Here is a 24,673-nt window from a genome sequence, read left to right as displayed (position 1 = left end):
CACATCACCCCATAAGCTGATCAACTTTCTCAAGCATCTTCTCAAGGATCTGCTCGTCGCTCCAGTACTCCGTCTCAACGACCTTCTTCACCCTGAACGGGATTCCGTCCATCCTGTACGCTGTTCCTTCAGCCTCGATACCCGCCACTGCAGATGGAATCACGACATTGCTCACGAGGGTAGTCATGTTCGGGAAGGGATCTATCTGGATTACCGGTATTTTCTTCAAATGTGCAACCGATGCTCTCGGGAAGTGGGCTACAGGATCTGAGGCTATTATGAGTGCTGCATCACAATCCTTTCTCTGCAGAACTTCATTTGCCGAGAACTCTCCGGGAGAGAATCTCGGATATCCTCTGCTGAAATCTATAGCATAGGTGTATCCAGCCTCCCACGCCGGAACCTCTCCAGCACCAACAACATTGTAGTGTCCTCTCATCGGCCAGATTATCCATCTCGTCTTCCTGTTGAGCAGCTGGATGAGTTTTATAGCATTCTCAATGTTTCTGTCTCTTCCTCTTGACTGGGTCACACCAAGTCCATACAGAACAGCACCGTACTTCGCGTTTACCATCATATCCGCGAGTTCTTTGAGCAGTTCCTTCTTCACACCACCAACCTCGCTCGGAACTGCTGACTCTTCACCCTTGATTATGGCTCTGAGGGCTGAGATGATTGGGTAATCGTATCCGGGCTTTATCTTTATGAAGAGATCGGCCATGTTGGCAGACTTCGTTTTCCTGACATCCACAACAACAACCTTCCTGTCCTTCCTGTCCTTGATCAGCAAGCCCTTGGCCCTTACAGAATACCTCATGGGATGTCTCGGGTGAGCCTCTAAGGGGTTGCTCCCCCAGAAAACAACCATATCAGCCCTGTTCTTGATCTCTCCAAGGCTTCCTCCCGGAACTCCTTCTTCTATCAATGCCAGAGTTCCCGGAGCGTGGCATACACTTGCACACTGGTCGTATATTCCGCCAACCTTTTCAGTGAGAATGACTCCAAGGCGAATGGCCTCATTGACCGTTGAAGCCCACCCATAGAGCAACGGCCTTTTTGCATTCACGAGTATCTCCGCTGCTTTCTCAATGGCTTCTTCATAGCTGACTTCCTTGCCATCGATCATCGGAGATTTTATTCTCTCCTTGGGAGAGAACTTACCGCTCCCGAGTTTGCAGAACTTCTTGCCCTTGTAATTCTCAACATCGAACAGCACATCATCACACACGCTACCGCAGAATGTGCATATAACATTAACAAGTTCTTCAGCCATTAAATCACCTCAACTAACTCTTTAACATTCAAAACCTTCTCATCGGTTTTCTCGACTGTTGCTTTAACGCCTTTGAACTGCGGCATTCCCGTGCCATCCGTGTTGGGATCTATCACCATGTTCGCATATGGCCCCATCGGAATGAATGCCATCCCCCTGTCGAGGTCTTTGTTTAATACGGCGAATACCACTACCTCTCCAAACTCTGTTTTGACCTTAACTCTGTCTCCTTCAGACAATCCAAGAGCTTTGAAATCTTCTTCGCTTAACTCACAGTAGCTTACAGCCTTGAAGTATTCATCAGTTAACTTCTCCTCAACTGTAGCCCCCTGATCGAGAGTTCTTCCAGAAATTAACTCAACTTCTACGGTCATAGTTACCACCTAACCGAGAAAAAAATTCTAAAAGGGACTATATAACGATTTGTTTTTTAGTCGATTTAAAAAATCGGCTAATGCTCCCTGTACAATTCCTTCCTTCTCGCCTCGAGTAAATCATTTTCAAAGCCTGTGAACTCTCTCGCAGTCTCTGCCTTCGCACCAGCAGATTCGGCAAAGGCGTACACCTCAGACATCCTGCTTCTGTAATTTATGTCTCTTGTGAGGTGGTGGTCAATTACCAGATGCTTAACACCAGTTTTTTCAACAATCTCCTTAAGATTGGAGATTGAACTCTCAAAGCTTCTGTTCGAGAACCTGTACCCGAGCATGTAGGTCATCGGGCCATCTATTATGCAAACATCCGGATCGTTTTCGATCAAGAATTTTGCCTGATCTCTGTGAATGGGGCCCTCAACATCCGAGGAGAAAACGAAGTTCTCACTCTCAGAAATGAGAACCTGAATGACATACCCCAGCTTTTCATCCACTCCATGAAAAACAGGGTTAGATATCTTTATTTCGACATCTCCGAACTCAAAGCTTTTTCCATCTGCAAATTCGTAATCGACATTGAATTTCCTGAGCTCGGATAGGAAGTATCTTGCCCTGTTTCTCTGACTCCTGTTTATCATCTCCTCAGGATGCTTCAGCAGTACCCTCTTTCCATCGAAAATCTCCGGTTCATTGGGATTGTGGTGATCGTAGTGGTAGTGGGTTATTATTATCAGATCGCTCATCCGGACTGCCTCCTTTATCTTATCCCACAGTTCTGCCATTCTTTGGATTTCTATGGGGTGAGGGGGCAGGCCATATCTCTTCGGCCCGAGAGCAACGCTGGGATCTATCGTGATAGTGAGATCCTTTGTTTCAATCATCGTGCACATGCTCCTCGCACCAAACGAGTCGAAAGCAATTGGCTTGATTTTCATTTGTTTGAAGTATGGTTTTGGGGGATAAAAAGTTTGGGTTATATTTTCCGCTCCAGTAAGTCAGCAGTATTGTGGATGCGATTATCGATTACAGTTCCCCATATGAGATTCTGAGTTGGATCTATTTTTGAAAGAATTTGAACCGATCACTGTCTCTTTGTGGATATCTTGAAGTTGTGTTTTTCCCGAAATTATTTCTTCACTTCAACAAACCCCTGTGTGAAACTCGATGAAAAAGCGATAAAATGGATAATCCGAGAAAAAAAGAAAGGTACACCGACCAAACTGATAGCAAAAATAGAGAATATCACACCACAGAGAATAAATCAGATCTACAAACAATACAAGGAAACAGGAGGGATACTAAAGCTAAAGAAACCAGGAAGATCAAAGAAAGAACTATCCAACAATGAAATAAAAGCTATAAAGAAGCATACGAAGAATATAGGTGCAATGCAGCAGTTCTCCAAACAATTTAGAAAAAAGGCTATAACATAAGCAAGAACAAAATACATGAAGTGTTAAGGATGAACGGCTATGCTAAGGAAGAAAAAGCCAAAAAGAAGAGAAACAAGGATACGCTACGAAAGAGAACATTCCATGAGTTTGAGGTATACAGACTGGTTCTATTATAATGCAAGGATAATAGCCTATTTAGATGATGCTTCCCGTTTAATTGTTGGCTATGGTGTATTCGACAATGCAACCTCTGAAAATGCTATAAAAGTTTCTGAAGGAAGCCATAGAAAATTATGGCAAGCCTGAGTCAATATTAACTGACAGAGGATCTCAATTCTACGCTTCTCCAGGAGAGAATAAAGCTAAAGGAATCTCTAAGTTTGGAAAATTCTTGCAGAGAACGGAATTAAACATATAGTTGGTAGAGTAAACATTCCCAGACAAACGGAAAGATTGAGAAGTTCTACGGGACTCTTAAGGCAAAGATAAGGTATTTCGATATCATAGATGAGTTTGTGGAGTGATATAACCAAAAAACCTCATATGGGCCCTAATTTGGAGGATTTAGAGACACCTTATCAGGCGTTTCTGAGAAAGCTTCCTGCTGAAAGGATATTGGGTTACTGCTGGAGGTAGCGGAAAATAATTTCAGGAAACTACAGTGGATATCTGGAGGTTTGGTAATAGGGGACCAGCAGGTGTGGTTCTTAAGCATTAACAACGGATTTCTCCTTCAACTATTTTTCTAAGAAATTCGATCACTTTTCCCTCGAAGATTTCATCCAGAAGGACAATTGCTATTGCTTTTGATGCTTGGGATCCACACATCGCAACGTCGAGGAGGTCTTCAATAGTTAAGTCATTACCTCCCACGTATTTTTCAATATTCAAGTTATTGCCACCCATATATTTTTTCATATATTTTCCACTTAAAAGCTTTTTGTACAACAACATCAGGTTCCATGAGAGCCTAGATACAAAGTGGTTCTTCAAACGCCAGGGGATGCCTTGGAGCAGGTTGCCAGCAGAGGCAAGAGTATGTGTTGCCTCAAAGCTTTTTGATGAGGTGGAAAAGGAGTAAGTTAGGTAGGGTTTATAAAGTCAAAATTTCAGGACTATACACTACCTAAAAGCCTTTTAAAAATAAAAAGGGTCTCACCAAGCACTGGATGATATAATGGTAGAATGAGTCTTCAGACTCATATTGGTGAGGAAGGGATTTGTACCTAAGTTATTAAAGCCAGGGCCCGGATTCGAACCGGGGTAAAGTGGATCTGCAGTCCACCGCATAGCCCCTCTGCCACCCTGGCATGTGTAGCCTCAATCAGTCTCTGAGTCTCTGTTCACTTTTTGACATTTTTGCTAATAAATATTGCGGTAGCGATGGTTGGAAGAAGTTTTAAAACCTTACATTCTATCACCTTTATGACTCATGTTCCTGAAAATCACCCCAGATACCTCTCACTGAAATACAGGGAGATCATAGCGGAGGGAGTCAGAAGAGGGATAACTGCAATTGAGGGCATGACCGCCCATGGAAGGGGGGAGACTTTCGATTACATCCTCGGAGAGAAAACGCATGATTTTGCGTTTGAGGCTGAGAGGGCTGCAGTGGCTCTGATGCTGCTATCCAGACATCCAGTAATCTCAGTAAACGGAAACACTGCAGCTTTGGTTCCAAAAGAAATTATCGAGCTGTCCGAAGTCCTTTCTGCAGTTCTTGAAGTGAACATTTTCCACTTCAGTGAGGAAAGAGTAAGGAACATTAAAGAATACATAGAGAGCTTTGGAGGAAAAATACTCGCCGATCTGGATGCTGAGCTTAAAGGCTTGACAAGTGCGAGGAGGATGGTCAGCAGCAAAGGAATTCTCATTGCCGATACGGTGATGGTTCCTCTCGAGGATGGAGACAGATGCGAAATACTGAAAACCAACGGCAAGAAAACAATAACCATAGATCTCAATCCCCTATCAAGAACTTCAAGAATGGCCGACATAACAATAGTGGATAACATTATTAGAGCTATACCAAACATGATAAAAATTGCCGAGGAGCTTAAAGATTACCCGAAGAAAGAGCTTGAAGAGATTCTTGCGAGATACGACAACAAAAAGATCCTGAACCGATCAATTATTGCAATAAGGGACTACCTTACAGAAAAAGCAACAGAAGTGATGTCCTAGGAGGTGTTTTTTTGATAGTCAGCAAGGATTTTATTTTAAACCTTGAAAGAAAGAAATCACTCGAAGATGTTTTTCAGGTTGTTAGAGAAATCATCGATCGGGTTAAAAGAGATGGAGATAAGGCTTTACTCGAAATAACAAATGAGATTGATGGAGTTGATCTCAAGTACATCAGAGTTCCGGAGGAAGAGTTCGACAAGGCATATGATGTCGTTGAAGATCCCGTTATCGACGCTTTGGAGCTTGCCAAGGAAAACATATCCAACTTCCACAGCATAACCTCTGTTGATAGAGATATAAGGCTGGATTTCGATCACATGATCCTCGGTAAGAAATACACTCCCATAAATTCCGCTGGCATCTACATCCCGGGAGGGAGAGCGAGCTATCCCTCCACAGCCCTGATGGCAGGAATTCCGGCAAAGATTGCCGGTGTTAAAAGGCTTGTCGCATGCACACCACCCAATAAAGAGGGCAGAGTTAATGCCCTGACACTTGTGGCATGCGATATTGTCGAGTTCGACGAGGTTTACGCTGTTGGCGGGGCTCAGGCAATCTCAGCCCTTGCCTATGGTACAGAAACCATAGAGAGAGTTGATAAAATTGCCGGGCCCGGGAACAAGTATGTGACTGCAGCAAAGTTGCTCGTTCAGAACGATGTGGCAATTGATATGCCGGCTGGACCCTCAGAGATTCTGGTTATAGCCGATGAAACGGCAAACACGGAATTCATAGCATACGATGTGTGTGCACAGCTCGAGCACGACCCTTCCTCGATTGCTGTAGTGCTATGCACAACAGAAAAATTAGCCAAGGAAATCGAGACAAGGGTTGGTGATCTGGCTAACGAGCAGATGTCCTCAAACTTCTACACCTGCGTTGCTGACATAGATACTGCTATAGCGATCTCGAACAGCTTCGCCCCAGAACACCTGACGATGGTGTTCGAAGGTGCTGAAGACAGGATTGATGAGATAGAGAACGCGGGCTCGGTATTCATAGGAAACCATTCCCCCGTTGCTTCAGGAGATTATGCATCCGGTACGAACCACATTCTGCCAACATCCGGTTATGCAAAAATCTATTCTGGCTTGAGCGTTGAAACCTTTTTAAAGCATATTACCTACCAGATGATTAAACCCGAAGGCTTGAAGATGATCGGTCATGCGATAATGAAGCTTGCGGAGGCTGAGGGTTTACCATTCCATAAGAAATCCGTTAAAGTAAGGCTGAAAGAAGATCCAAAAGGAGGAGATTCAGGTGTATGAGAGAAAGTACACGTCAGATATTGGCGCTGATGATGTTGGAAAGAAGGTACTGTTGTATGGATGGGTCCATGAAGTGAGGGATCTCGGAGGTGTTGTTTTCGTTTTGCTCAGAGACAGGGAGGGCATCATACAGCTAACCTGTCCGAAGAAGAGGAATCCGGAGATTACAAAAAGAGCCAGAAAGGTCAGGAGAGAGAGCGTTGTCAGAGTGGTAGGAGAGGTCAAGGAAGAGCCAAAGGCTCCGGGAGGATACGAGGTTCTCCCTGATGAGTTTGAGGTTCTTAATGAGGCAGATGCTCCACTCCCATTAGATGTTGCCGAGAAAGTTCCAGCAGAACTCGATACAAGGCTCGACGCAAGATTTCTCGACCTGAGAAAGCCGAGAATTCAGGCGATATTCAGAATCAGACATCAAATGCTCCAGAGTGTGAGAGACTTCCTCACGTCTGAGGGGTTCATCGAGGTGAACACTCCAAAGATAGTTTCCACAGCAACAGAGGGAGGTACTGAGCTTTTTCCGATAAGCTACTTTGAAAGAGAGGCTTTTCTGAACCAGAGTCCACAGCTTTACAAGCAGGTTCTGATGGGGGCAGGATTCGAGAAGGTCTTTGAGATAGGGCCGATCTTCAGGGCTGAGGAGCACAACACTGTAAGGCACCTTAACGAAGCAATATCGATAGACATTGAGCAGAGCTTTACCGATCACGAAGGAGTTATGAAGGTTCTTGAAAGGCTGATAAACAGGGTTTACACAGATGTTGTTGAAAAATGCGAGAAATATCTCAACTGGGCAGGAGTCAAGCTCGAGATTCCGGAGATTCCATTCCAGAGAGTCACTTACGATGAGGCTGTTGAGATCATCAAAAAGAGGGGTGAGGAGATCAGCTGGGGAGAGGACTTCTCTACTCCTGCATTAAAACTGCTTGCTGAGGAGTTCGATTCACACTACTACATAGTTGACTGGCCAACCGAGATCAAACCGTTCTATGCGATGCCATACGAGAACGAGCCGGAAATAAGCAAGACCTTCGACCTCATGGCTGGTAGCCTGGAACTTGCGAGTGGTGCACAGAGAATACACCTGCCAGATCTGCTTGAAAAGATGATAAGCCAGAAAGGGCTGAATCCTGAGAGCTTTGAGTTCTACCTGTCAGCTTTCAGATATGGCATGCCACCCCATGCCGGATGGGGACTTGGAGCAGACAGGCTGTTGATGTCGATACTGAAACTGAAAAACATCAGAGAAGCTGTTATCTTCCCGAGAGATAGAACAAGATTAACCCCTTAATTTCTTTTTTGGTAATTTTTGAAGTAAATTTATGACTGAGATAACATATGGCCTGACAACATGCCCGCATTGTAAACGAGTTAAAGATTTTCTCGAAGAGCATAATGTTAATTTCAGGACAATATGGCTCGATGAGCTTGAAGTGGATATAGGAAGAAATATATAGATGAGGTTTATAAAATTTCTGGAAGCTATTCAGTCCCTCTTGTAGTGAAGGAAGACAGATGGGTTTTGGGATATGATGAGAAAAGCCTGAAACTTTTGCTTTTTAACGAAAATAGAAGGTATAAGAGAAACTGAAAAACCAACCTCAGAATGCTATATCTAACGGATAGTGACACGCGAATTTATGCCCGTTGCCCTGCATCTCAGGTTCCTCTTCCCTGCACTTCTGTTTCGCGAATGGACACCTTGTGTGGTACCTGCAACCCGAAGGAACATCAATTGGATTGGCTATATCTCCAATAATCTCCACCCTCTGCTCTCTTCTGACGAAGCTGGGGACAGACGACAGCAACGCAGCAGTATATGGATGCTTTGGATAGTGTATGACCTCCCTCGTATCTCCAATCTCAACTATCTTACCAAGGTACATGACAGCAATTCTATCTCCAACGAGCCTTGCCACTGAGAGATCGTGGGTTATAAAGAGCATGCTCAGGCTGTATTCATCCTTAAAGGACATCAGAAGGTTCAGGATTGAAGCTCTGAGGCTGACATCAATCATCGAAACGGGCTCATCAGCAACAACGAAATCTGGCTTGAGAATCATCGCTCTCGCTATCGCAACCCTCTGCCTCTGTCCCCCACTTAACTGATACGGCATCCGGTTGTAGAACTGTTCTGCTGGAAGACCAACCCTGTCGAGCATTTTCATCGCCATCTCTTTTGCTTCATCCCCCTCAGCAACCCCATGAACGATAAGCGGATCCTCTAAATGCTCACCAATCTTCATTCTTGGATTGAGTGAGGCATAGGGATCCTGAAATACCATCTGGATGTTCTTTCTGAGAGCTCTGTACTCTTCCTTGCTGAGAGTTGTTACATCCTTTCCCTTAAACAGTATTTTCCCGTCAGATGGTGTTTCAAGCCCGACGAGGATTCTCCCTGTTGTTGTTTTTCCACACCCGCTCTCACCCACAAGCGAGAGAACTTCACCCTTCCGGATCTCAAATGATACATCATCAACTGCCTTGATGAACTCCTTCTTCTTTGAGAAAAATACCTCTATTGCGGATTTCTGAACTGGAAAGTACTTTTTGAGATTTCTAACCTCCAACATTCCTCACACCTCGTAAAGCCAGCACTTCACAACCCTGCCATCAACATTGAGTGCAGGGGGTTCTTTCACGCACTCTTGCTTTGCAAAGGGACATCTTGGCCTGAACCTACATCCTTCTGGTGGGTTTATCAGATCCGGTGGGAATCCGGGCAGTGGCTTAACCTCCTTGTCGATCCAAACATCCGGGACTGAGTCTATCAATCCCTTTGAATAGGGGTGTAGTGGCTCGTGTGCTATCTCCTTAGCTGATCCAAGTTCCACAAGCCATCCAGCATACATCACAGCGATTTTATCGCTTCTCTCTGAAGCTAAAGCGAAGTCATGAGTTATAAGCATGATCGCCCTTCCCTCCTTCCTCATATCGTCAAGCAGATCCATTATCTTCTCCTGAACTATAACATCCAAAGCGGTTGTTGGTTCGTCAGCTATCAGAAGCTTTGGATTCAGTGATACGGCCATTGCGATCATAACCCTCTGTCTCTGCCCCCCACTAAGCTGATGAGGGTAATAATTAACCCTGTCAGCAGGCAGACCAACCTTTTCAAGCATCTCTCCAGCAATCTGAAGCGCTTCTTTCTTGGAAACATCCATGTGTTCGAGTATTGTCTCGGTGATCTGATCTCCAATTTTCTCTAGCGGATCGAGGCTTGTCATAGGATCCTGAAAGACCATTCCAATTTCCTTACCCCTCAAAGCCCTGAGTTCCTCCTCATTCAGCTTTAGCACATCCCTGCCATCGAAAATTATCTCTCCGCCTACAATCTCCCCGGGATAGCTTATCATCCTTATAACTGAGTATGCCAGAGTGGATTTGCCACATCCACTCTCACCAACTATCGAAACGAACTCTCCCTTGTCAACACTGAGGTCAACATTTTCAACCGCTTTTACAACCCCTCTCCTTGTGTAGAAGTACGTCCTCAGGTTTTTTATGTCCAGCAGCACTATCTCTCCCTCCTTGGTGCATAAACCTCACTCAATCCCTCTCCTATCAGCGCAAATCCAAGAGACAGAAGCATGACCATCAGTCCGGGGAAGGTTATCATCCACCAGTATCCCGCAGGCAGATAAGGCCTTCCTGATGCAAGCTCAAATCCCCAGTCAGGGGTTGGAGCGCTGACGATAAATCCGAGGAAGCTCAATCCAGCTTCAGTCAGAATCGCGTCTGCAACGCTCAGCGAGAAAACCACCACCAGAGTTGGGATGATGTTCGGGAAGATATACTTCGCCATTATCCTGGCATCTTTCGCACCCATCGCCTTTGCCGCCTCAACGAAAAGGCGGGTCTTTAGGCTGAGAACCTGTCCTCTGATCATTCTGAAGTAGGTGGGAACATAAACAACAGAGATCGCTATCACGGCATTCATAACGCTTGGCCCGAGAACCGCAGCAATGGCTATAGCCAGAATTAGGCTCGGAAACGCATACATGGAATCCATGAGCATCGAAAGGCTTCTGTCGAGCTTTCCACCGAAGTAACCTGATATCAGTCCAAGAGGAACTCCAATAACCATAGAAAACAGAGAGGCCACAAATACAACAACCAGAACGACTCTAGCACCAAAAATGATTCTCGAAAATATGTCCCTTCCGAGGTTGTCCGTTCCCATTATGTGTTTTGCACTCGGTGGCTGGAGTATGTCCTTGCTCGCCTTAATCGGGTCGTATGGTGCAATAACTGGTGCAAAAACTGCCATGAACAATACAAGCAGGACTATCAGCATTCCTGAAATTACCATGTATCTTCCTTCTGCCTCAGGAATGAATGAAAAGATCGTTGTAGCGAGATTTTTCACTTCCACTCTATCACCTCAATACCTTATCCTCGGATCCAACAGAGCGTAGATTATGTCCACCACCAGACTTATTATCGCAACGAACATCGCATAGAAAACTATCGCTCCCTGAACCGACGTGTAGTCCCTGTACTCAATTCTCTCTAACAGGAATGTGCCCATTCCAGGCCATGAGAATGTGGATTCTGTAAGCACCGCTCCGGCAAGAAGGATTGCAAACTGCAACCCCATCAGAGTTACAACCGGAATGAAAGCATTTTTCATTGCATGCTTGATCACCTTTCTCTCCCTGACTCCTCTCGCTCTGTATGCAGTGATGAAGTCCTGACTCAGAACATCGATCAGGTTGTTCCTCAGCAGCCTTGTATATGCTCCTGACAGAACTATACCGAGAGTTATCGCAGGCAGGGCGAGATGGCTTAAAGCATCATATAAGGCTGAAAAGTTAAGCGTTACAAGACTGTCAAAAACATACAAACCGGTGATACGATCAGGACTCATTCCGGGAGTTATCCTCCCACCAATCGGAAATATCTGGAAGTAAACCCCAAAGATCATCTGGAGCAGCATTCCAAACCATGGTATGAACAGCGTGTACGCAACGATGCTGTAAACCCTCATCGATGTATCAATCTTGCTCCCTCGCCTGAACGCAGAGATGGAACCTGTGATAACACCCAAGATCACGCTTATAACAAACCCAAAAATCGTTAGCTCAAGTGTTGCAGGAAAACGGTCCATGATCTCCAGTATTACTGGCCTTCTACCCCAGATCATCGATTTCCCGAGATTTCCAGTCAGCACTCCAGCCAGGTAATCAAAGTACTGCACGATGACCGGCTTATCCAGTCCAGCTTCGTGCCTGAGCTTTTCAAGAACCTCGGGAGGTACTTTCTGCCCGACCATCGCACTTATCGGATCTCCGGGAAGTATTCGGAGGATGAAGAACACTAGCGTTAGCAGGATGAAGATAGTCGGGATTACAAGCAAAGCCCTTGTTACGATGTATGCCTTGAGCGACGCCATAATATCCACCAAAATATTCGCAATAAAAAATTTGTTATATCACAAAAAATAAAAAAGAATTAGGTTGAGTACACAAGGTAGTACCTGAAGATCATTGTCGGATCGAGGACGATGCCCTCGATGTTCTTCTTTGCAACGATCGTCAGCTTACCCTGAACCAGTGGGACAATCGGACAGTCCTCAGCTAGCTTCTGCTGGATCTGCTTGTAGTAAGTTGTTCTCTCCTCAGTGGACTGTGCTATCGATGCTTTCTCAAGCAGCTCATCCATCTGTGGATCGCTGTATGGATATCCAAGCCATCTATTGGCTCCACTCTTGAGGAACGGTGTTGTGTAGTCATCTGGGTCGATGTAGTCTGGATACCATCCAAAGAGCGAGAGCATCATCGCGGACTTTCTCGCATAGTCGGTGTAGGTTGACCACTCGGCACTCTTGAGCTCTACCTCGATCATGTTCGTTGCCTCAAGCTGTGATTTGAGGATCTGTGCGAGATCCTTCTCGGTGTCACCATAGTGGGTTGGTGTCCACCAGAGTTCAAGCTTGAGCTTGTTGTCCTCGCTGTATCCAGCTTCCTGGAGGAGCTTCTTGGCAAGCTCGAGGTTCTTGTCTCCATACTTCTGCTTGAAAACATCCTCATAGCTCCACATTCCGATCGGGATCAGTGAGTAGAGCTGTGTGTATGTGTTCCTGTAAACAACCTGCACGATCTCATCTCTGTCGATGGCAGCAGCAATAGCCTGTCTTACGAGCTTGTTCTTGGTCGGATACTCTGTGGACTCGTTTCCGTTGAGGACAAGGTATCTTATGGCAGCACCTGGAGCCTCAAGCACCTGCAGGTTGGCATTCTTCTTTAGGGACTCTATGTCAACGGGTGTGAGAGTTCTCCATGCGATGTCAACCTCTCCTTTCTCCACGGCAAGCCTGAGCGTTGTTGCATCCTTGTAGAACATGACAACCACTCTGTCTGTCTTGGGCTTGTCGCCAAAGAAGTTCTCGTTCGTTTCGAGGATGAGCTCCTGATCTCTTACCCACTTGACTATCTTGTATGGCCCAACACCACCGGCAGTCTGGTCTGGGTCGATCTCATCAGCCTTGTAGTTTGGATGTACCGGGAAGTACGGTGGTGTTGCAACCAGAGCCAGGAAGTATGAGATTGGCTTCTTCAGAACGAACTTGACTGTGTAATCGTCAACAGCCACAACATCCTCAACGAAGTCTGTAACAAGCCAGGATGGATCTCCGGCTATATTCATAACCCTCTTAACACTTCTGACAACATCTTCAGCCTTGCATGGTGTTCCATCAGCGAACTTCAGATCCTTCCTGAGGTGGAAAATGTAAACCTTACCGTTGTCCTGCACTTCATAGCTCTCAGCAAGGTATGGCTCGAGGTCAGTTGTTCCGGGCTTATACCTCATCAAACCGCCCATGATGTTGTTGAGCACTTCCCAGGTGTAGAAGTCATAGGCATTTGCCGGATCAAGCTCTGTGATCTTGTCTGTAACTCCAATTGTTATCGCCTTTACCTCTTCGGCTGTTGGCGTCTCAGCTGGAGCGGTCGTTTTCTCCTGAGCGCATCCAAGAAGCAGTGCACTGATCAATAACACTCCAACCAATACAAGAGTTTTGGAGTTCATGCCTCTCTGTTACACACTATGATATTAAAAATTTGTTTGCCAAGGGTTAGCAAAAAGATTTGAGCCAGTCAATGACCCGTACATTCTTAATTATAGAATTTTTATACATTTCCTCAAATTCAATAGAATCTTTAACCTCCCTTAACCGGGTTATGTCCAGAAAGATTGCCTTTCCGTCTTTCAGCATTACCTCGTAGTCTGTAAGAGGATGAAAAGCATATCCAACCTTATATAATTCGAGTATGGAGTTACATATTGATGTGATAATCTCTTCTTTTTTCTTTATCCACTCCTCCCCAACTATCTCAGAAACAGGAATTCCATCAACCCATTCCTGTATGAACAGTCTGCCATCTTTTGAAAGAAGCAAAGGCTCAGCAACAACTCCTGCTTCCCAAGCCTTCTTTGCAGACTTCCAGTAGTGTTTGAACAGTGGCTCCTTCTGAGAGGATGGGAGAAGGTTCAGTGCAACCCTGATGGTTTTTTCATCCCTGACTTCTAGGCGAAAGACATGATACTGCATCCAGCACGAAACATGCTCGATTACGATATCAGCATCGTTTAATGCATCCATTCCGATTAATTCGAATAATAATCCCTCATCAAAGAGCTTCGATGACAGTTCTTCTTTTATTTCCTTGGGACTCATCCACACTGCAGTTGGGATCATCTCCACCCTGCCGGAGTATGTTATCCTGTCTCTCCCGATGTTGACCCATCTAATGGCTTCCTTCAAGTCAAACACCCGTTATCTTAATGAAGTCCCTATAAGGTGTCAAGACCTCACAGCCATCCTTCTTAACGACAACAGTATCCTCAACCCTGACTCCACCTATTTTCCTGTAGTACAGCCCCGGTTCAACCGTGAAGACCATGCCCTTTCTGATTACCTCATCGTTCATGTATATCCTCGGCTCTTCATGCACTTCAAGCCCAATCCCATGCCCCGTTGAGTGTAAGAAACCCTCCACACTCTTCTTCCTCAGCGTTCCGTATCCTTTCCCCTCCAGAACATCGCATACGAGGTTGTGAATCTCACTCGCAAGAACCCCGTCGTGTATAATCGAGATCGCTTTATTCTTTGCCTCTATAACGGCTTCAAGCATCTCTGCTATTTCCGCATTATCGTTCAGCAATACTGTCCTCGTGAAGTCTGAGAAGTAGAGGTTTTCCCTGCTTCTCGGAAATATGTCCACGATCAGGTGATCCTCAATCTCCCCCATACCGATGTAGTGAGGATCCGCACTCAGTGTTCCGCTGGAGACTATCGTATTCTCAGCGAGAAAACCCTTCTTAAACAGGAATACCTCTATCTTGTTCCTCAACTCCTCACATGAACTTACTTTCCGGATTATTTTTAGCGTAAAATCCATTGCCTCGAGGATAGCTTTGCTTGTTTGCCGTATCTTCTCAATCTCGTTCCCTCTCTTAATCATTCTCAGCCTTGAGAACGGGTTTGGTATCACCTCAACATCCATTCTCTCCTTGAAATAGAATGACAGGAATGAAGGAAACTCTCTCGGCACGAGAATTTTTTTACCGCCATGGGTTCTTATTAGCTCATACAGTGTCTGAGCCAAGGCGATGTGGGGGTCTTTAAGCTCCTTGTATATCTCATAAAATCCTATATCGTTCAGAGATGCAATTTCCTTAACCTTGCTCTCCCTCTCTGCCCTCCTCTTCTCCATCTCACTTACAACCAGCAAATCCGTTCCGTCATCCCCTATCATATAAAAGGCGGGATCAGGAATCTGAAATCCTGTTGAGTAGTAAAAGTTCGCGTTCCTGCTGCTGTCGTACATAACAAAGAACTGTGCATTGTGCTCTCTGAGGATTTCAGGGATCATAATCCTCAGTCGATAGATGTATTAAGAAACTTTCTATTGATGATCGTGCTACAGCAAAAGTAAAACAACAGTAAAAAATTAAAAAACCTATTCGAAGAACTCTTCGAGTGCCTTCCTCTGCATTCTCTGGTTCAGCAGGATTTCTTTCTCCTTGAGAACTTCTCTTTCAAGCTTCTTGAGTGCTGTGTGGACTGCGAACTCCACACCCCAGCTCTCTCCTGAGACGAAGAATGTTTTCTTGTCCGTTATCAGCTTAATTCTAACGAAGATCAAAGGCAAACCTCTGAAGGTCTCTTTGTGCTTCTTTATGTATACTGAGAACAGAGCGTTCGTGAAGAACTCCTTGAACTTCCTCATGAATTTGTCAATGTCTTCCATCAGAGCATCCTTGTCGAAGTCGTCCAGCTCCAGCTCGCTTGTTGTTATCTGCACATTGTATGTGACTGGGGTTTTGGTTTTCAGGAGGTATTCAAGAATATCTTTCTTGATTATTATTCCCTCCGGCATGTCATCTTTGGTTATCACGATGCTCGAAATCCTGTTCTCTATCATCAGGTCTATTATGCTCGAGACGCTATCGTTCGCATCCGCAGAAATAACTGGCTCACTCATAACACTCTCCACCATGATTGAGAGTGTTTTCTCTTTCTCTCCGCTTCCATCTCCCATCTTTGCCCTCTTCCTCGGGGAGATTATCCTGTCCACGATATCCTTAACCGTGATTATACCTCTAACCCTATTTTTCTCATCAACAACCACAACCCTGTCTATTCCGTTGTTCCTCATCGTTGCAAGGGCTTTCGCTGCAGTATCGAATGTTCTGACGGTTATAACTTCAGGATTCATCACATCTCTGGCCTTGATCTTATTGAGCTCGGATTTGATGAGCTTCAGAAAATCGTTTATGTATATCAAACCATATTTCCCATTTAGCTGAACTATCACAAAAGGAGTCGAATCCTCAACAAATCTTCTCGCAACTTTCTCATAGCTGAGATCGGATACTTTCAAAATACCGGTTTTAACAGCAAAACTTCTGATTTTAGTCTCATGTGGGTTTACCATCACGCTTCCTCTGAGCAAATCCCTCTCTCTGATTACTCCAAGCACTTTCTTCCCGTCCATCACCATGATCGCATGAGCCCCATCCGGCTCGTATCTGCTAAGGTGGGGTATTACCTTGGAGATCGTCTCATCGGCCTCTATAACCTCGTAGTCCTCTCTTATTATCTCCCTTAACTCCTCGGCATTCATTCAATCACCTCTGTTTTTTTTGTCAGTACTGTATTATTGTATCTTTAAATTTATAAGACCTCCGCAAGAAGACCACCGGTTTTAACCGGTGGATGAATTGCGGAATTCTTAAATATTTTGTTGAATAAGCATAGTATGCGTAGATAACAGGCTCCTCGGCTATATGCTGAGGAGCAGGGCTGGGTTGCGGTCTGTGACCGCTTAAGCCGGTGAACTAGCCCCAAACTCCCCCAGTATACAGTGTACTTGTTAGCAAAACAGAGTACGAGGGGAGAAGCCACCGTCTTTAGACGGTGAGTAGTTCACAAATTTAGAGGGTGAAGTTGATTTTGGGACAAAACTACCTCACCAACCTAATCGCAAATATGTTGTGCCACAGCCCAACAGCGAACAGAGTCATCTCCCTTCTATCCTCCTTTTTCTACCTTACCACTCATCCAAACCCCCTTTTATTAGAAGAGAAGCCAGATTCACAAAGATTCCTCTTGAAGTATCTCTTTAGAAATTTTCCTATTGACGGGGTTGACTGCTAGAATGCTGCGAAAGTTGTATAGCTGAATTCTGAAAGCTCATTTTTCCGTTTAGTTCCACCTTTAACGATCACGGTCGGGAAGTCCCCTTGCGTGTGTGAGTGAGGGGATGAGAGCCCGCTAAAACTTTCACACCACTCTCAAGATATATATTCGTGAAATGCAGATCATAAATTGGATAGATAAAACACAAAACTCCTCACAGGTGAAAATCATGCTGATCAGCTACAGGTTTCGCATTTATCCTTCCAAGACCGTTCAGGCTAAGCTCAATGAACAGCTTGAGCTATGTAGATGGTTATACAACCGCTTACTTTCAGAGGTAAACAAGGCAAGGAAGGAAGGTAGAAGGATAAGACGAGAAGATACTCAATCACTTATCGTCAGAATCAAGCGAGAAGAAAAACCCGAACTGAGTAAGGTGTACTCCAAGGTTTTGCAGATGGTGAATTACCAGCTCCGGAGCAATATATCTTCCCTGAACGAACTGAGAAAGAAGGGGGTGAAAGTCGGTTGGCTTCGCTACAAGACCTCACCGAACTCCTTCAAGACCCTCAACTTCAACCAGTCGGGGTTCAAGATCGACTTTGATAGGAAGAAACTATCTCTGTCTAAGGTTGGCGACATCCCCATCAGATTGCATCGATCCATTGGCGGTAAGATCAAGGGCGTAATCATCAAAAGAACTAAGTCAGGAAAGTGGTATGCCATCGTTCAGGCTGAAGTCGATAAGCAACCACTACCTCCTACGGGTAGAGCTATAGGAATTGATGTAGGTATCACTCATTTCTGCGTCGACTCCGATGGCAACTACTTCGAGCACCCAAAATATCTTGATAGAACCCTTGAGAAAATCAAGAAGGTGCAGAAACAGCTATCAAGAAAGCAAAAAGGCTCCAAGAACAGAGAGAAAGTAAGGATCGGGCTGGCCAAACTCTACGAGAAGCTGGAAAATCAACGTAACGACTTCCTGCACAAACTCTCCCGTTACTACGTCAACAACTACGACATAATGGTCGTAGAAGACTTAAACGTTAAAGAGATGGCAGAAAACGGTAGCTCTACAACCCTCAACAGACACATAACGGATTCTGCCTGGTCAAAGTTCGTAAGGCTATTGTGCGAGAAGGCTGAAAGAGCTGCTCGCACAGTAGTCAAAGTAAATCCGAAGAATACCTCGAAGAGATGTGCCATGTGTGGTTACATCGTAAATAACCTGAAACTACACGATCGAACCTTCACCTGTCCTATATGCGGTTGGGAGGCGGACAGAGACTACAACGCCTCCCTCAACATTCTGGATGTGGGGATGGGACGCTCCCGAACGCCTGTGGAGGGAGAACCTCTACCCTGCGTGATCTCCTACCGAGAGGTGATCGCAGGGCAAGTTCTCTCGATGAAACAGGAAGTTCCGTCCGTGAGGGCGGAGTAGTTCACCTTCACCCAGCTCGTGATGCTTTCCGACAGCTTAAAATATTTCAATATATATGCGAAGTAAGAAGTGAGGGTGAACTATGAACAAGTACTGGATAATAATAATCTTCACTTTTACGATTTTATATCTCGGTTGTGCTGAGAAACAACAAGAATCCGTTGAAACTCCTACATCCATGCCGACTTTGGAAACTATAGAGACTTTGACGCCTCTACCAACTCCAAAAAAATTCAGCTTTTACTTTTACATTAATGAAACTGGTGAATCACTTAATGGCGAAGTATACCTCAATGGAAAATTTTTGGGAAAAACAACTAATGGGGGATTATCTTTACCTGTTGATATCTTATATCCTGGGATCGTAGTATTGAAAGGCACTTATAGCGGAGAACCGTTTGAATTCAGGTTCGAACTAAATGAGTCTAACTTGCAAGAGTATTCTGGGGTGAAATATTATGTCTTCAAAGAAGACATTGATCGCATCACTTTCGATGCATCGAAATTAAATACAACACTTATTGAGCGAGAAGTTCTTAGATTTGTCAATCATGAAAGAGAGAAAGCGGGTTTGAAACCTTATAAGTGGAATGATTGGGTAAGAGCAGTCGCTTACAATCACAGCAAAGATATGGGTGAAAGAAACTATTTTGCGCATACGAGTCCTGAGGGAAAAGACCATTACGACAGATTGAAGGAGAGTGGGATGTTTTTCATAGTATCTGGAGAGGTTCTCTCATATCAGACTGGTTTAGGTCCGAAAGACAATGAAACTTCGATTGCCAGAGCCGCCGTAGAGGGGTGGCTTGAAAGTCCGGGCCATAGATCTATTATTCTGGATATAGATAATCTATTTTCCGACGCTGGTGTTGGAGCATACTGCGAAGAGAACACTTGCTTCATTACGATGAATGTGGTTGGATTGGAAGAGGAACACAATATCACACTCAATGTAAAGTATGCTTCATTTTTCTATCTCAACGATCCGGGGTTGGGGTTTGACATAACAGTACCAGTTTCGGTCAAGGTTGAATCTTCCAAACCAATAGATGTTTACATCGTTCCAGATAAAGAACAGTTCGATCGTTTTTTGAAAAGTCAGAGCTTCAAAAAGATATACTACAAAGAAAGTACTAAAACATTCGAAAAAACTCTCAACGCCAGTGTCGGAACTGGATTATTCGTTTACTCTAGGACTTATGATGGTGTTGAGATTAATATTAAAATTAAATATTATCCCTGAGGGATTGGTTTTTGGGCCATCATATGATATCGATATTGAATGGAGAGTGAGATGTGAGTAGTGAAGATGAGTCTTGATGGATCCAAGACCCTTTTTTGTGACCCAGCTTCCAAGAGTCTTGGACACAACTTACACGATGTGAGATTTTTCTTAAGTTACTGTAACAACATCCACGATGTGCAACAACCGGGTTAAGTTACTAAAAACTGAAAGATTAATTGTTTTTGAAAAGGATTAAATTCCCGCGGTTGTAGCTAGTATATGAGTTGGTTCATAGAGTATTACGATGATTCGGCGTTGATGATAAAGGTAAAGGAAACCCTCTTTGAAAGTAAGGGGATTCAGCACATTCAGATATTCGAAACTGCTGGTTTCGGAAAGATGCTCGTTTTAGATGGGAAAATACAGCTTACTGAGAGAGATGAATCATTCTATCATGAAATGCTGGTTCATGTTCCTCTATTCATGGTTGATGAGCCGAAAAAGATTCTGGTTATTGGTGGAGGAGATGGAGGGACTGTAAGGGAGGTACTGAAGCACAACCCTGACGAGGTTGTTATGGTTGAGATAGATGATACCGTCATAAACGCCTGCAGGAAATACATCGGGATTGATGGGGGTGCTCTGGAGGACGAGAGAGTAACCGTTCTCATAGAGGATGGAATGGAGTATGTTGAGAACTGTAAGGAGAGATTCGATGTTGTGATAGTTGATGGAACCGATCCGAATCCAGTAAGTGAGAGTCTCGTGAAAGAAGACTTCTTCAACAACTGTAAAAGAATCTCGAACATCTTCGCAACCCAGGCCCAGTCGCCGTTCATTCAGAAAGAATATTTCATCGAGATATACAAGAGCATTAAAAAGGCGTTCGAGAACTACAGGATATACATAAACTTCGTCCCCACATATCCCCTCGGACTGTGGAGTTATATGATCGCCTCAAAGAACGAGATAGAGCCTGACTATGATAAAATAAAGCAAAGATGGTTGGAAAGAAAGATCTCCACAAAACATTACAATCCCGACTTGCATGTAGCATCTTTCGCTCTGCCTGAGTGGTTGAAGAAAGAGGTTAAAGGAGATTAATTATAAAAATGATTAAAATTAAAAAGAATAAAACTTTAATACTGCCAACCGTTAATTGTACTGATGGCACTGGGGTTTGTGCTCGTTAAAATCTCTCCAAAGAAGGAGAAAGAAGTATATGAAAAGCTCGCAGAACTTGAGGAAATAGAGGAGCTTTATCCGCTCTTCGGCGAATACGATTTGATCGCGAAGATAGTTGTCAGAGACTTTGAGGAACTCAGCGATGTTGTTGTTAACAAAATCAGATCCCTCGATGGAGTTATAGAGACCAAAACATTAACCGGGGCAAAGTTCTGAGCATGGACAGCGTAAGAGCTATTCAGATGATCGTAAGGAACAAGATTGGTGTGCTCAGAGACATAACCAGAATAGTCGCAGATAATCAGGGAAATATCAGCTACGCTCAGACATTTCTCATAAAGTATGGAGAGTATGCAGGAAATGCACTGATATATCTCGAGATAGAGGGGGGAGACTTCGAAAAGATAAAGGACGAGATCTCAAAAATGGATACTGTTATCGAGATAACAGAGGAAAAGCCCTTCGAGCAGGTATTCGGTAAAAGGGTGCTGATTTTTGGTGGAGGAGCTTTAGTGTCTCAGGTTGCACTCGGTGCGATAAGCGAAGCGGACAGGCACAACCTGAGAGGAGAGAGGATAAGCGTGGATACCATGCCGATAATTGGCGAAGAGGAGCTTGCTGAAGCTGTCAGAGCTGTTTCAAGACTCCATAGGGCAGAAATTCTTGTTCTTGCAGGGGGTTTAATGGGCGGACAGATAACGGAAGAGGTTAAAAAGCTCAGGAAGGCTGGAATTCCTGTTATTTCGCTGAACATGTTTGGTACAGTTCCAAGGGTTGCAGATGTCGTTGTGAGCGACCCGGTTATGGCCGGAACTCTCGCAGTTATGCACATATCCGATAAAGCCAAGTTCGACATCGAGAGGGTCAAGGGTAAGAGGATTTAGGTTTAATTTTTTATTGTTAAGTACAATTAAGCGCAAAGCATTCTAAACCTATCCTTTTTTATTCAATTGGGATTTTGTCAAATTCTGCTGGCAAATGTTTTCATAATTCGTAAATTCGATTTCTGTCCATATATTGGGTCTGTTAGTTTTAGCATAAAGTTTTAGATGGTTATGAACACGAGAAAATGACAACAACGGTTACCAACAGGTTATATGCCATATATCTTATAGCAACCCTTACAGTACTCTGGCATGTTCACACTCTCCAGACCGAGGATTCGTTTTAGACTGAAAATTTTCGTACCTCTCCTTCTAAAAACATCCCTGAAGTCTTTATACTCTCTTTGGTTCCAGATTTCTTCAAGATCCATCTCAGTTATATTGCCAAAACTGGGTTTCTCAATCAAAAACTTCCTGCCTCTGAATATTCTCTGTATTTTCTCAAATGGCAGGTTCAGATAGACACAGGGATAAACCTCTCCTTCTGCTGAGAAGACTACTGCCGAATCAGGAAAAGCATCGCAAATTGTTCTCTCCACTGAGACAACTGAAGGTGATTTAAATGCTATCCCGTGTTCTGCTGCAAGAGCTTCACATTTCTTTAAAGTTTTCTCAACCTCATTTCGAATATCCTTTCTATCAAAGACTCTCATCCCATATACTTTCTCGCTGAAAACACAGTCGAGATTCGTTACGATGAATCCATCAACAAAATTCAGCTTTCTGATAACTTCGGGTAATTCTTTAAAGTTATCTATTGTCATCAAGTAGGTTATGTTTATTTTTGGATTTGCGGAGCCTCTAAGTTCTGAAAGAAGCCTTATATTCTCAACCAATTTCTGAAAGTCGTTTCCTCTCAGCAACTTATGTCTCTCGATTCCTCCAACTGAAATCGCAATGTAATCAAGGTTCAGCAGCTCCTCAACGAACTTTTTGATCAAAACGCCATTTGTCGTCAAACCCACGCTCGCTTTGGAGTCCTTTGCTATTGCAATCATCTCGCCAATTCTGCTGTGAAGGAGGGGCTCACCCCATCCCTGAAGGTGTATCAGTTCAGTTTTGTCGAAATATGTAGATATTCGCTCAAATATCTCAAAGTCCATATGGATCAGGCTTTCTTTGGGGAACACTGCATGAGGGCACATCAAACAGGACATGTTACACTTTCTCGTGACCTCTATTTGGAAAAACCTGAACATCATAGTCAGTTACTGAGTATGAAGATTTTAAGTTTTGGTCAGTTGAAAAGTTCTAAATAATTTATAATTTCATAAATAAAAATACTCTAAAAAATTACATGAGAATAAAGAGAATCGAAACAAGCCCATGAATCCGCCAGCTGACCAATTACAGATTAAATTAAAATAGAAAAAAATTTAAATTCGTCTCCTTACAAAAATACCTAAAAATAATTAAAGTTAGGTGGTTTGATGAGTGAACACGAAAAGGATTTGGATAGCCTGCCATATACGGAATACATAAAGGAGATAATGGATCCAGAAAAAATCTTCGAAAAGCCAGAACCCCTTAAGGGAATAAGAGTCCTGGATATCGGAACCCTGATTTTCGGGCCCATGGTTGCTACATACCTCGCTGAATTTGGTGCAGAAGTCATACATGTCGAGATGCCAGGTAGAGGAGACACGATGCGACCCCTTGCCCCCTTTGCTGATTTCCACAAGAACCTCGCTGCCGGTTTTGAAGCGACAAACAACAGCAAGTACCACATAGCAATCGATATGAGGACTCCTGAAGGTAAAGAACTCATATACAGGCTGGTTAAAAGATCAGATGTCCTCGTTGAGAATTACAGGCCTGGAACCACAGACAGATGGGGTCTTGGATACAGGCAGATCAGAAAAATAAATCCCAGGATAATCTACATCAGCATGTCCGGATTCGGACAGTGGGGGCCGTGGACGTTTAGGCCGAGCTATGATGCGGTTGCACAGGCAACCTCCGGCCTTATAGAGTCCACCGGATTCCCTGATGGTTTGCCTTTGAAAGCCGGAGCGTGGATTGGGGACTTTTATGGTGCTTTGATGGGTGCTTTTGCAGTTCTTGTTGCGTTATACTACAGAGAAAAAACAGGAGAGGGCCAGTATATAGACCATCCACAGGCTGAGAACCTGCTGAGGAACATGGACTGGACCTGGATATACATCGGGCTAACAGGAAAGAACAGAGAGAGATATGGTAACAGGGATGTTGCCATAGTCCCCTCGGATATTGTCAGATGCAAGGATGGTTTCGTTGCGATAGCAGCCTTCAAGGATAAGGAGTTCAAAGGTTTGTGCGAGGCAATGGGTAGAATAGATCTGTATGAGAAGTATTCCGACCCAGATGAGCGACTTAAGGAGGAGAATCAGACAGTCATATATCAGGCACTCCATGAGTGGGCCAAAGAGAAGACCGTTAAGGAGTTGGAAGATCTCGGCGAAGAGTTCGGTTTTGCATCCAACAAAGTCTTTAGCTCAGAAGATCAGTACAACAACGAGCACTGGAGGGCGAGAAAGGCCATATGGATCTACGATGATCCTATATACGGCTCACTGGCAGAGGTTGCTCCAGTTCCAAAGATGAGCGAGTCACCCGGCAGGATAAAATGGACTGCAAGACCCAACGGCATAGACAATGAACATGTATTCATCAGGTTGCTTGGAATGAGCAAGGACGAGCTAGATGAGCTTTACAAGAAGGGAGTTATCGGAAAGTGGGACGAGAACATCTTCTTCTCATGCCCGCCGAAGGACTGGGATGGAAAAAGCGGGTTGTTCTATCCGTGAGGTGGTTT

Annotated in this window: 24 protein-coding genes, 1 tRNA gene and 2 pseudogenes; 12 read left to right on the top strand and 15 right to left on the bottom strand. The window is 44.3% G+C overall.

Going from position 1 to position 24,673, the window contains the following annotated elements; translation table 11 throughout:
* Window positions 1-4: 4 nt before the first annotated feature.
* The 3 genes from ASULF_RS07790 to ASULF_RS07780 all read right to left on the bottom strand — a co-directional run bounded on the left by ASULF_RS07790 (window position 5) and on the right by ASULF_RS07780 (window position 2,582).
* Complete coding sequence (locus ASULF_RS07790) at window positions 5-1,273, bottom strand: formylmethanofuran dehydrogenase subunit B (RefSeq protein WP_015591173.1); 1,269 nt, start codon at window positions 1,271-1,273, stop codon at window positions 5-7.
* On the bottom strand, window positions 1,273-1,647 hold the full coding sequence (locus ASULF_RS07785; protein WP_015591172.1) for a molybdopterin dinucleotide binding domain-containing protein: 375 nt from the start codon (window positions 1,645-1,647) through the stop codon (window positions 1,273-1,275). Before ASULF_RS07785 ends, ASULF_RS07790 begins: the two co-directional genes overlap by 1 nt.
* 77 nt (window positions 1,648-1,724) lie before the next feature.
* Window positions 1,725-2,582 (bottom strand): MBL fold metallo-hydrolase, encoded by an 858-nt coding sequence (locus tag ASULF_RS07780; protein ID WP_015591171.1) that lies wholly within the window; start codon window positions 2,580-2,582, stop codon window positions 1,725-1,727.
* 219 nt (window positions 2,583-2,801) lie between these two features.
* Between ASULF_RS07780 and ASULF_RS07775 the strand changes: the two are divergent.
* Window positions 2,802-3,677 (top strand): annotated as a pseudogene (locus ASULF_RS07775) (DDE-type integrase/transposase/recombinase).
* Window positions 3,678-3,755: 78 nt separating this feature from the next.
* Here ASULF_RS07775 and ASULF_RS07770 read toward each other — a convergent pair.
* Window positions 3,756-3,947 carry a hypothetical protein gene (locus ASULF_RS07770; RefSeq protein WP_144060520.1) on the bottom strand — a complete coding sequence of 64 codons (192 nt, stop codon included), beginning with the start codon at window positions 3,945-3,947 and terminating at the stop codon, window positions 3,756-3,758.
* A gap of 34 nt (window positions 3,948-3,981) precedes the next feature.
* Between ASULF_RS07770 and ASULF_RS12025 the strand changes: the two genes are divergently transcribed.
* The gene (locus ASULF_RS12025; RefSeq protein ID WP_169336401.1) at window positions 3,982-4,122 is read left to right on the top strand and encodes a hypothetical protein; all 141 of its coding nucleotides are present in this window, start codon (window positions 3,982-3,984) and stop codon (window positions 4,120-4,122) included.
* Between the two features lie 157 nt (window positions 4,123-4,279).
* Here ASULF_RS12025 and ASULF_RS07765 read toward each other — a convergent pair.
* Window positions 4,280-4,351 (bottom strand) — tRNA-Cys (locus ASULF_RS07765).
* A 115-nt stretch (window positions 4,352-4,466) separates the two neighbouring features.
* Between ASULF_RS07765 and ASULF_RS07760 the strand changes: the two genes are divergently transcribed.
* Genes ASULF_RS07760 through ASULF_RS11575 form a run of 4 tightly spaced genes read left to right on the top strand, consistent with a single transcriptional unit; the run spans window position 4,467 to window position 7,947 of the window.
* Window positions 4,467-5,225: a 4-phosphopantoate--beta-alanine ligase gene (locus tag ASULF_RS07760; RefSeq protein ID WP_015591167.1), complete on the top strand. Its 759-nt coding sequence runs from the start codon at window positions 4,467-4,469 to the stop codon at window positions 5,223-5,225.
* Between the two features lie 11 nt (window positions 5,226-5,236).
* Window positions 5,237-6,493, top strand: coding sequence for a histidinol dehydrogenase (gene hisD, locus ASULF_RS07755; protein WP_015591166.1), 1,257 nt, complete (start codon window positions 5,237-5,239; stop codon window positions 6,491-6,493).
* The gene (gene aspS / locus ASULF_RS07750; protein WP_015591165.1) at window positions 6,486-7,781 is read left to right on the top strand and encodes an aspartate--tRNA(Asn) ligase; all 1,296 of its coding nucleotides are present in this window, start codon (window positions 6,486-6,488) and stop codon (window positions 7,779-7,781) included. The genes hisD and aspS overlap by 8 nt, the downstream gene beginning before the upstream one ends.
* 31 nt (window positions 7,782-7,812) lie before the next feature.
* Complete coding sequence (locus ASULF_RS11575) at window positions 7,813-7,947, top strand: glutaredoxin family protein (protein ID WP_015591164.1); 135 nt, start codon at window positions 7,813-7,815, stop codon at window positions 7,945-7,947.
* Between the two features lie 144 nt (window positions 7,948-8,091).
* Here ASULF_RS11575 and ASULF_RS07745 read toward each other — a convergent pair whose 3' ends face one another.
* The 9 genes and pseudogenes from ASULF_RS07745 to ASULF_RS11745 all read right to left on the bottom strand — a co-directional run.
* The gene (locus ASULF_RS07745) at window positions 8,092-9,063 is read right to left on the bottom strand and encodes an ABC transporter ATP-binding protein (RefSeq protein ID WP_015591163.1); all 972 of its coding nucleotides are present in this window, start codon (window positions 9,061-9,063) and stop codon (window positions 8,092-8,094) included.
* Between the two features lie 3 nt (window positions 9,064-9,066).
* Window positions 9,067-10,008, bottom strand: coding sequence for an ABC transporter ATP-binding protein (locus ASULF_RS07740; protein ID WP_015591162.1), 942 nt, complete (start codon window positions 10,006-10,008; stop codon window positions 9,067-9,069).
* Entirely contained in the window at window positions 10,008-10,865 is an 858-nt protein-coding gene (locus ASULF_RS07735; protein WP_015591161.1) for an ABC transporter permease, read from the bottom strand. The genes ASULF_RS07740 and ASULF_RS07735 overlap by 1 nt, the downstream gene beginning before the upstream one ends.
* A 9-nt stretch (window positions 10,866-10,874) precedes the next feature.
* Window positions 10,875-11,885 (bottom strand): ABC transporter permease, encoded by a 1,011-nt coding sequence (locus tag ASULF_RS07730; protein ID WP_015591160.1) that lies wholly within the window; start codon window positions 11,883-11,885, stop codon window positions 10,875-10,877.
* A gap of 59 nt (window positions 11,886-11,944) precedes the next feature.
* Complete coding sequence (locus ASULF_RS07725; RefSeq protein WP_015591159.1) at window positions 11,945-13,522, bottom strand: ABC transporter substrate-binding protein; 1,578 nt, start codon at window positions 13,520-13,522, stop codon at window positions 11,945-11,947.
* Window positions 13,523-13,568: 46 nt separating this feature from the next.
* A complete protein-coding gene (locus ASULF_RS07720) occupies window positions 13,569-14,258 on the bottom strand; it encodes a hypothetical protein (protein ID WP_015591158.1) in 690 nt (229 codons plus the stop codon).
* 1 nt (window position 14,259) lies between these two features.
* Entirely contained in the window at window positions 14,260-15,369 is a 1,110-nt protein-coding gene (locus ASULF_RS07715) for a M24 family metallopeptidase (RefSeq protein WP_015591157.1), read from the bottom strand.
* An 87-nt stretch (window positions 15,370-15,456) separates the two neighbouring features.
* On the bottom strand, window positions 15,457-16,623 hold the full coding sequence (locus ASULF_RS07710; RefSeq protein ID WP_015591156.1) for a CBS domain-containing protein: 1,167 nt from the start codon (window positions 16,621-16,623) through the stop codon (window positions 15,457-15,459).
* Window positions 16,624-16,963: 340 nt separating this feature from the next.
* Window positions 16,964-17,131: pseudogene (locus ASULF_RS11745) on the bottom strand (ISNCY family transposase); the annotation flags it as partial.
* A 236-nt stretch (window positions 17,132-17,367) separates the two neighbouring features.
* Between ASULF_RS11745 and ASULF_RS07705 the strand changes: the two are divergent.
* The 5 genes from ASULF_RS07705 (at window position 17,368) to ASULF_RS07685 (ending at window position 21,879) form a co-directional block, all read left to right on the top strand.
* On the top strand, window positions 17,368-18,585 hold the full coding sequence (locus ASULF_RS07705) for an RNA-guided endonuclease InsQ/TnpB family protein (protein ID WP_015591155.1): 1,218 nt from the start codon (window positions 17,368-17,370) through the stop codon (window positions 18,583-18,585).
* Between the two features lie 82 nt (window positions 18,586-18,667).
* The gene (locus ASULF_RS11390; protein WP_015591154.1) at window positions 18,668-19,828 is read left to right on the top strand and encodes a CAP domain-containing protein; all 1,161 of its coding nucleotides are present in this window, start codon (window positions 18,668-18,670) and stop codon (window positions 19,826-19,828) included.
* Between the two features lie 261 nt (window positions 19,829-20,089).
* A complete protein-coding gene (gene speE, locus ASULF_RS07695) occupies window positions 20,090-20,914 on the top strand; it encodes a spermidine synthase (RefSeq protein WP_015591153.1) in 825 nt (274 codons plus the stop codon).
* Window positions 20,915-20,977: 63 nt separating this feature from the next.
* Window positions 20,978-21,211, top strand: a complete 234-nt coding sequence (locus ASULF_RS07690) for an Lrp/AsnC ligand binding domain-containing protein (RefSeq protein ID WP_015591152.1) — start codon at window positions 20,978-20,980, stop codon at window positions 21,209-21,211.
* A 2-nt stretch (window positions 21,212-21,213) separates the two neighbouring features.
* Complete coding sequence (locus ASULF_RS07685) at window positions 21,214-21,879, top strand: DUF5612 domain-containing protein (RefSeq protein ID WP_015591151.1); 666 nt, start codon at window positions 21,214-21,216, stop codon at window positions 21,877-21,879.
* A gap of 209 nt (window positions 21,880-22,088) precedes the next feature.
* Here ASULF_RS07685 and ASULF_RS07680 read toward each other — a convergent pair whose 3' ends face one another.
* Window positions 22,089-23,081, bottom strand: a complete 993-nt coding sequence (locus ASULF_RS07680; protein ID WP_015591150.1) for a radical SAM/SPASM domain-containing protein — start codon at window positions 23,079-23,081, stop codon at window positions 22,089-22,091.
* A 228-nt stretch (window positions 23,082-23,309) separates the two neighbouring features.
* On the opposite strand from ASULF_RS07680, the gene ASULF_RS07675 reads away from it, so the two are divergent.
* Window positions 23,310-24,665, top strand: coding sequence for a CaiB/BaiF CoA transferase family protein (locus ASULF_RS07675; protein ID WP_015591149.1), 1,356 nt, complete (start codon window positions 23,310-23,312; stop codon window positions 24,663-24,665).
* Window positions 24,666-24,673 lie beyond the last annotated feature (8 nt).

This window comes from Archaeoglobus sulfaticallidus PM70-1 (genome assembly GCF_000385565.1).
GTDB lineage: Archaea > Halobacteriota > Archaeoglobi > Archaeoglobales > Archaeoglobaceae > Archaeoglobus_A > Archaeoglobus_A sulfaticallidus.
Note: the sequence above shows the minus strand (reverse complement) of the source record. Positions and strands in the feature narration are given on the sequence as shown.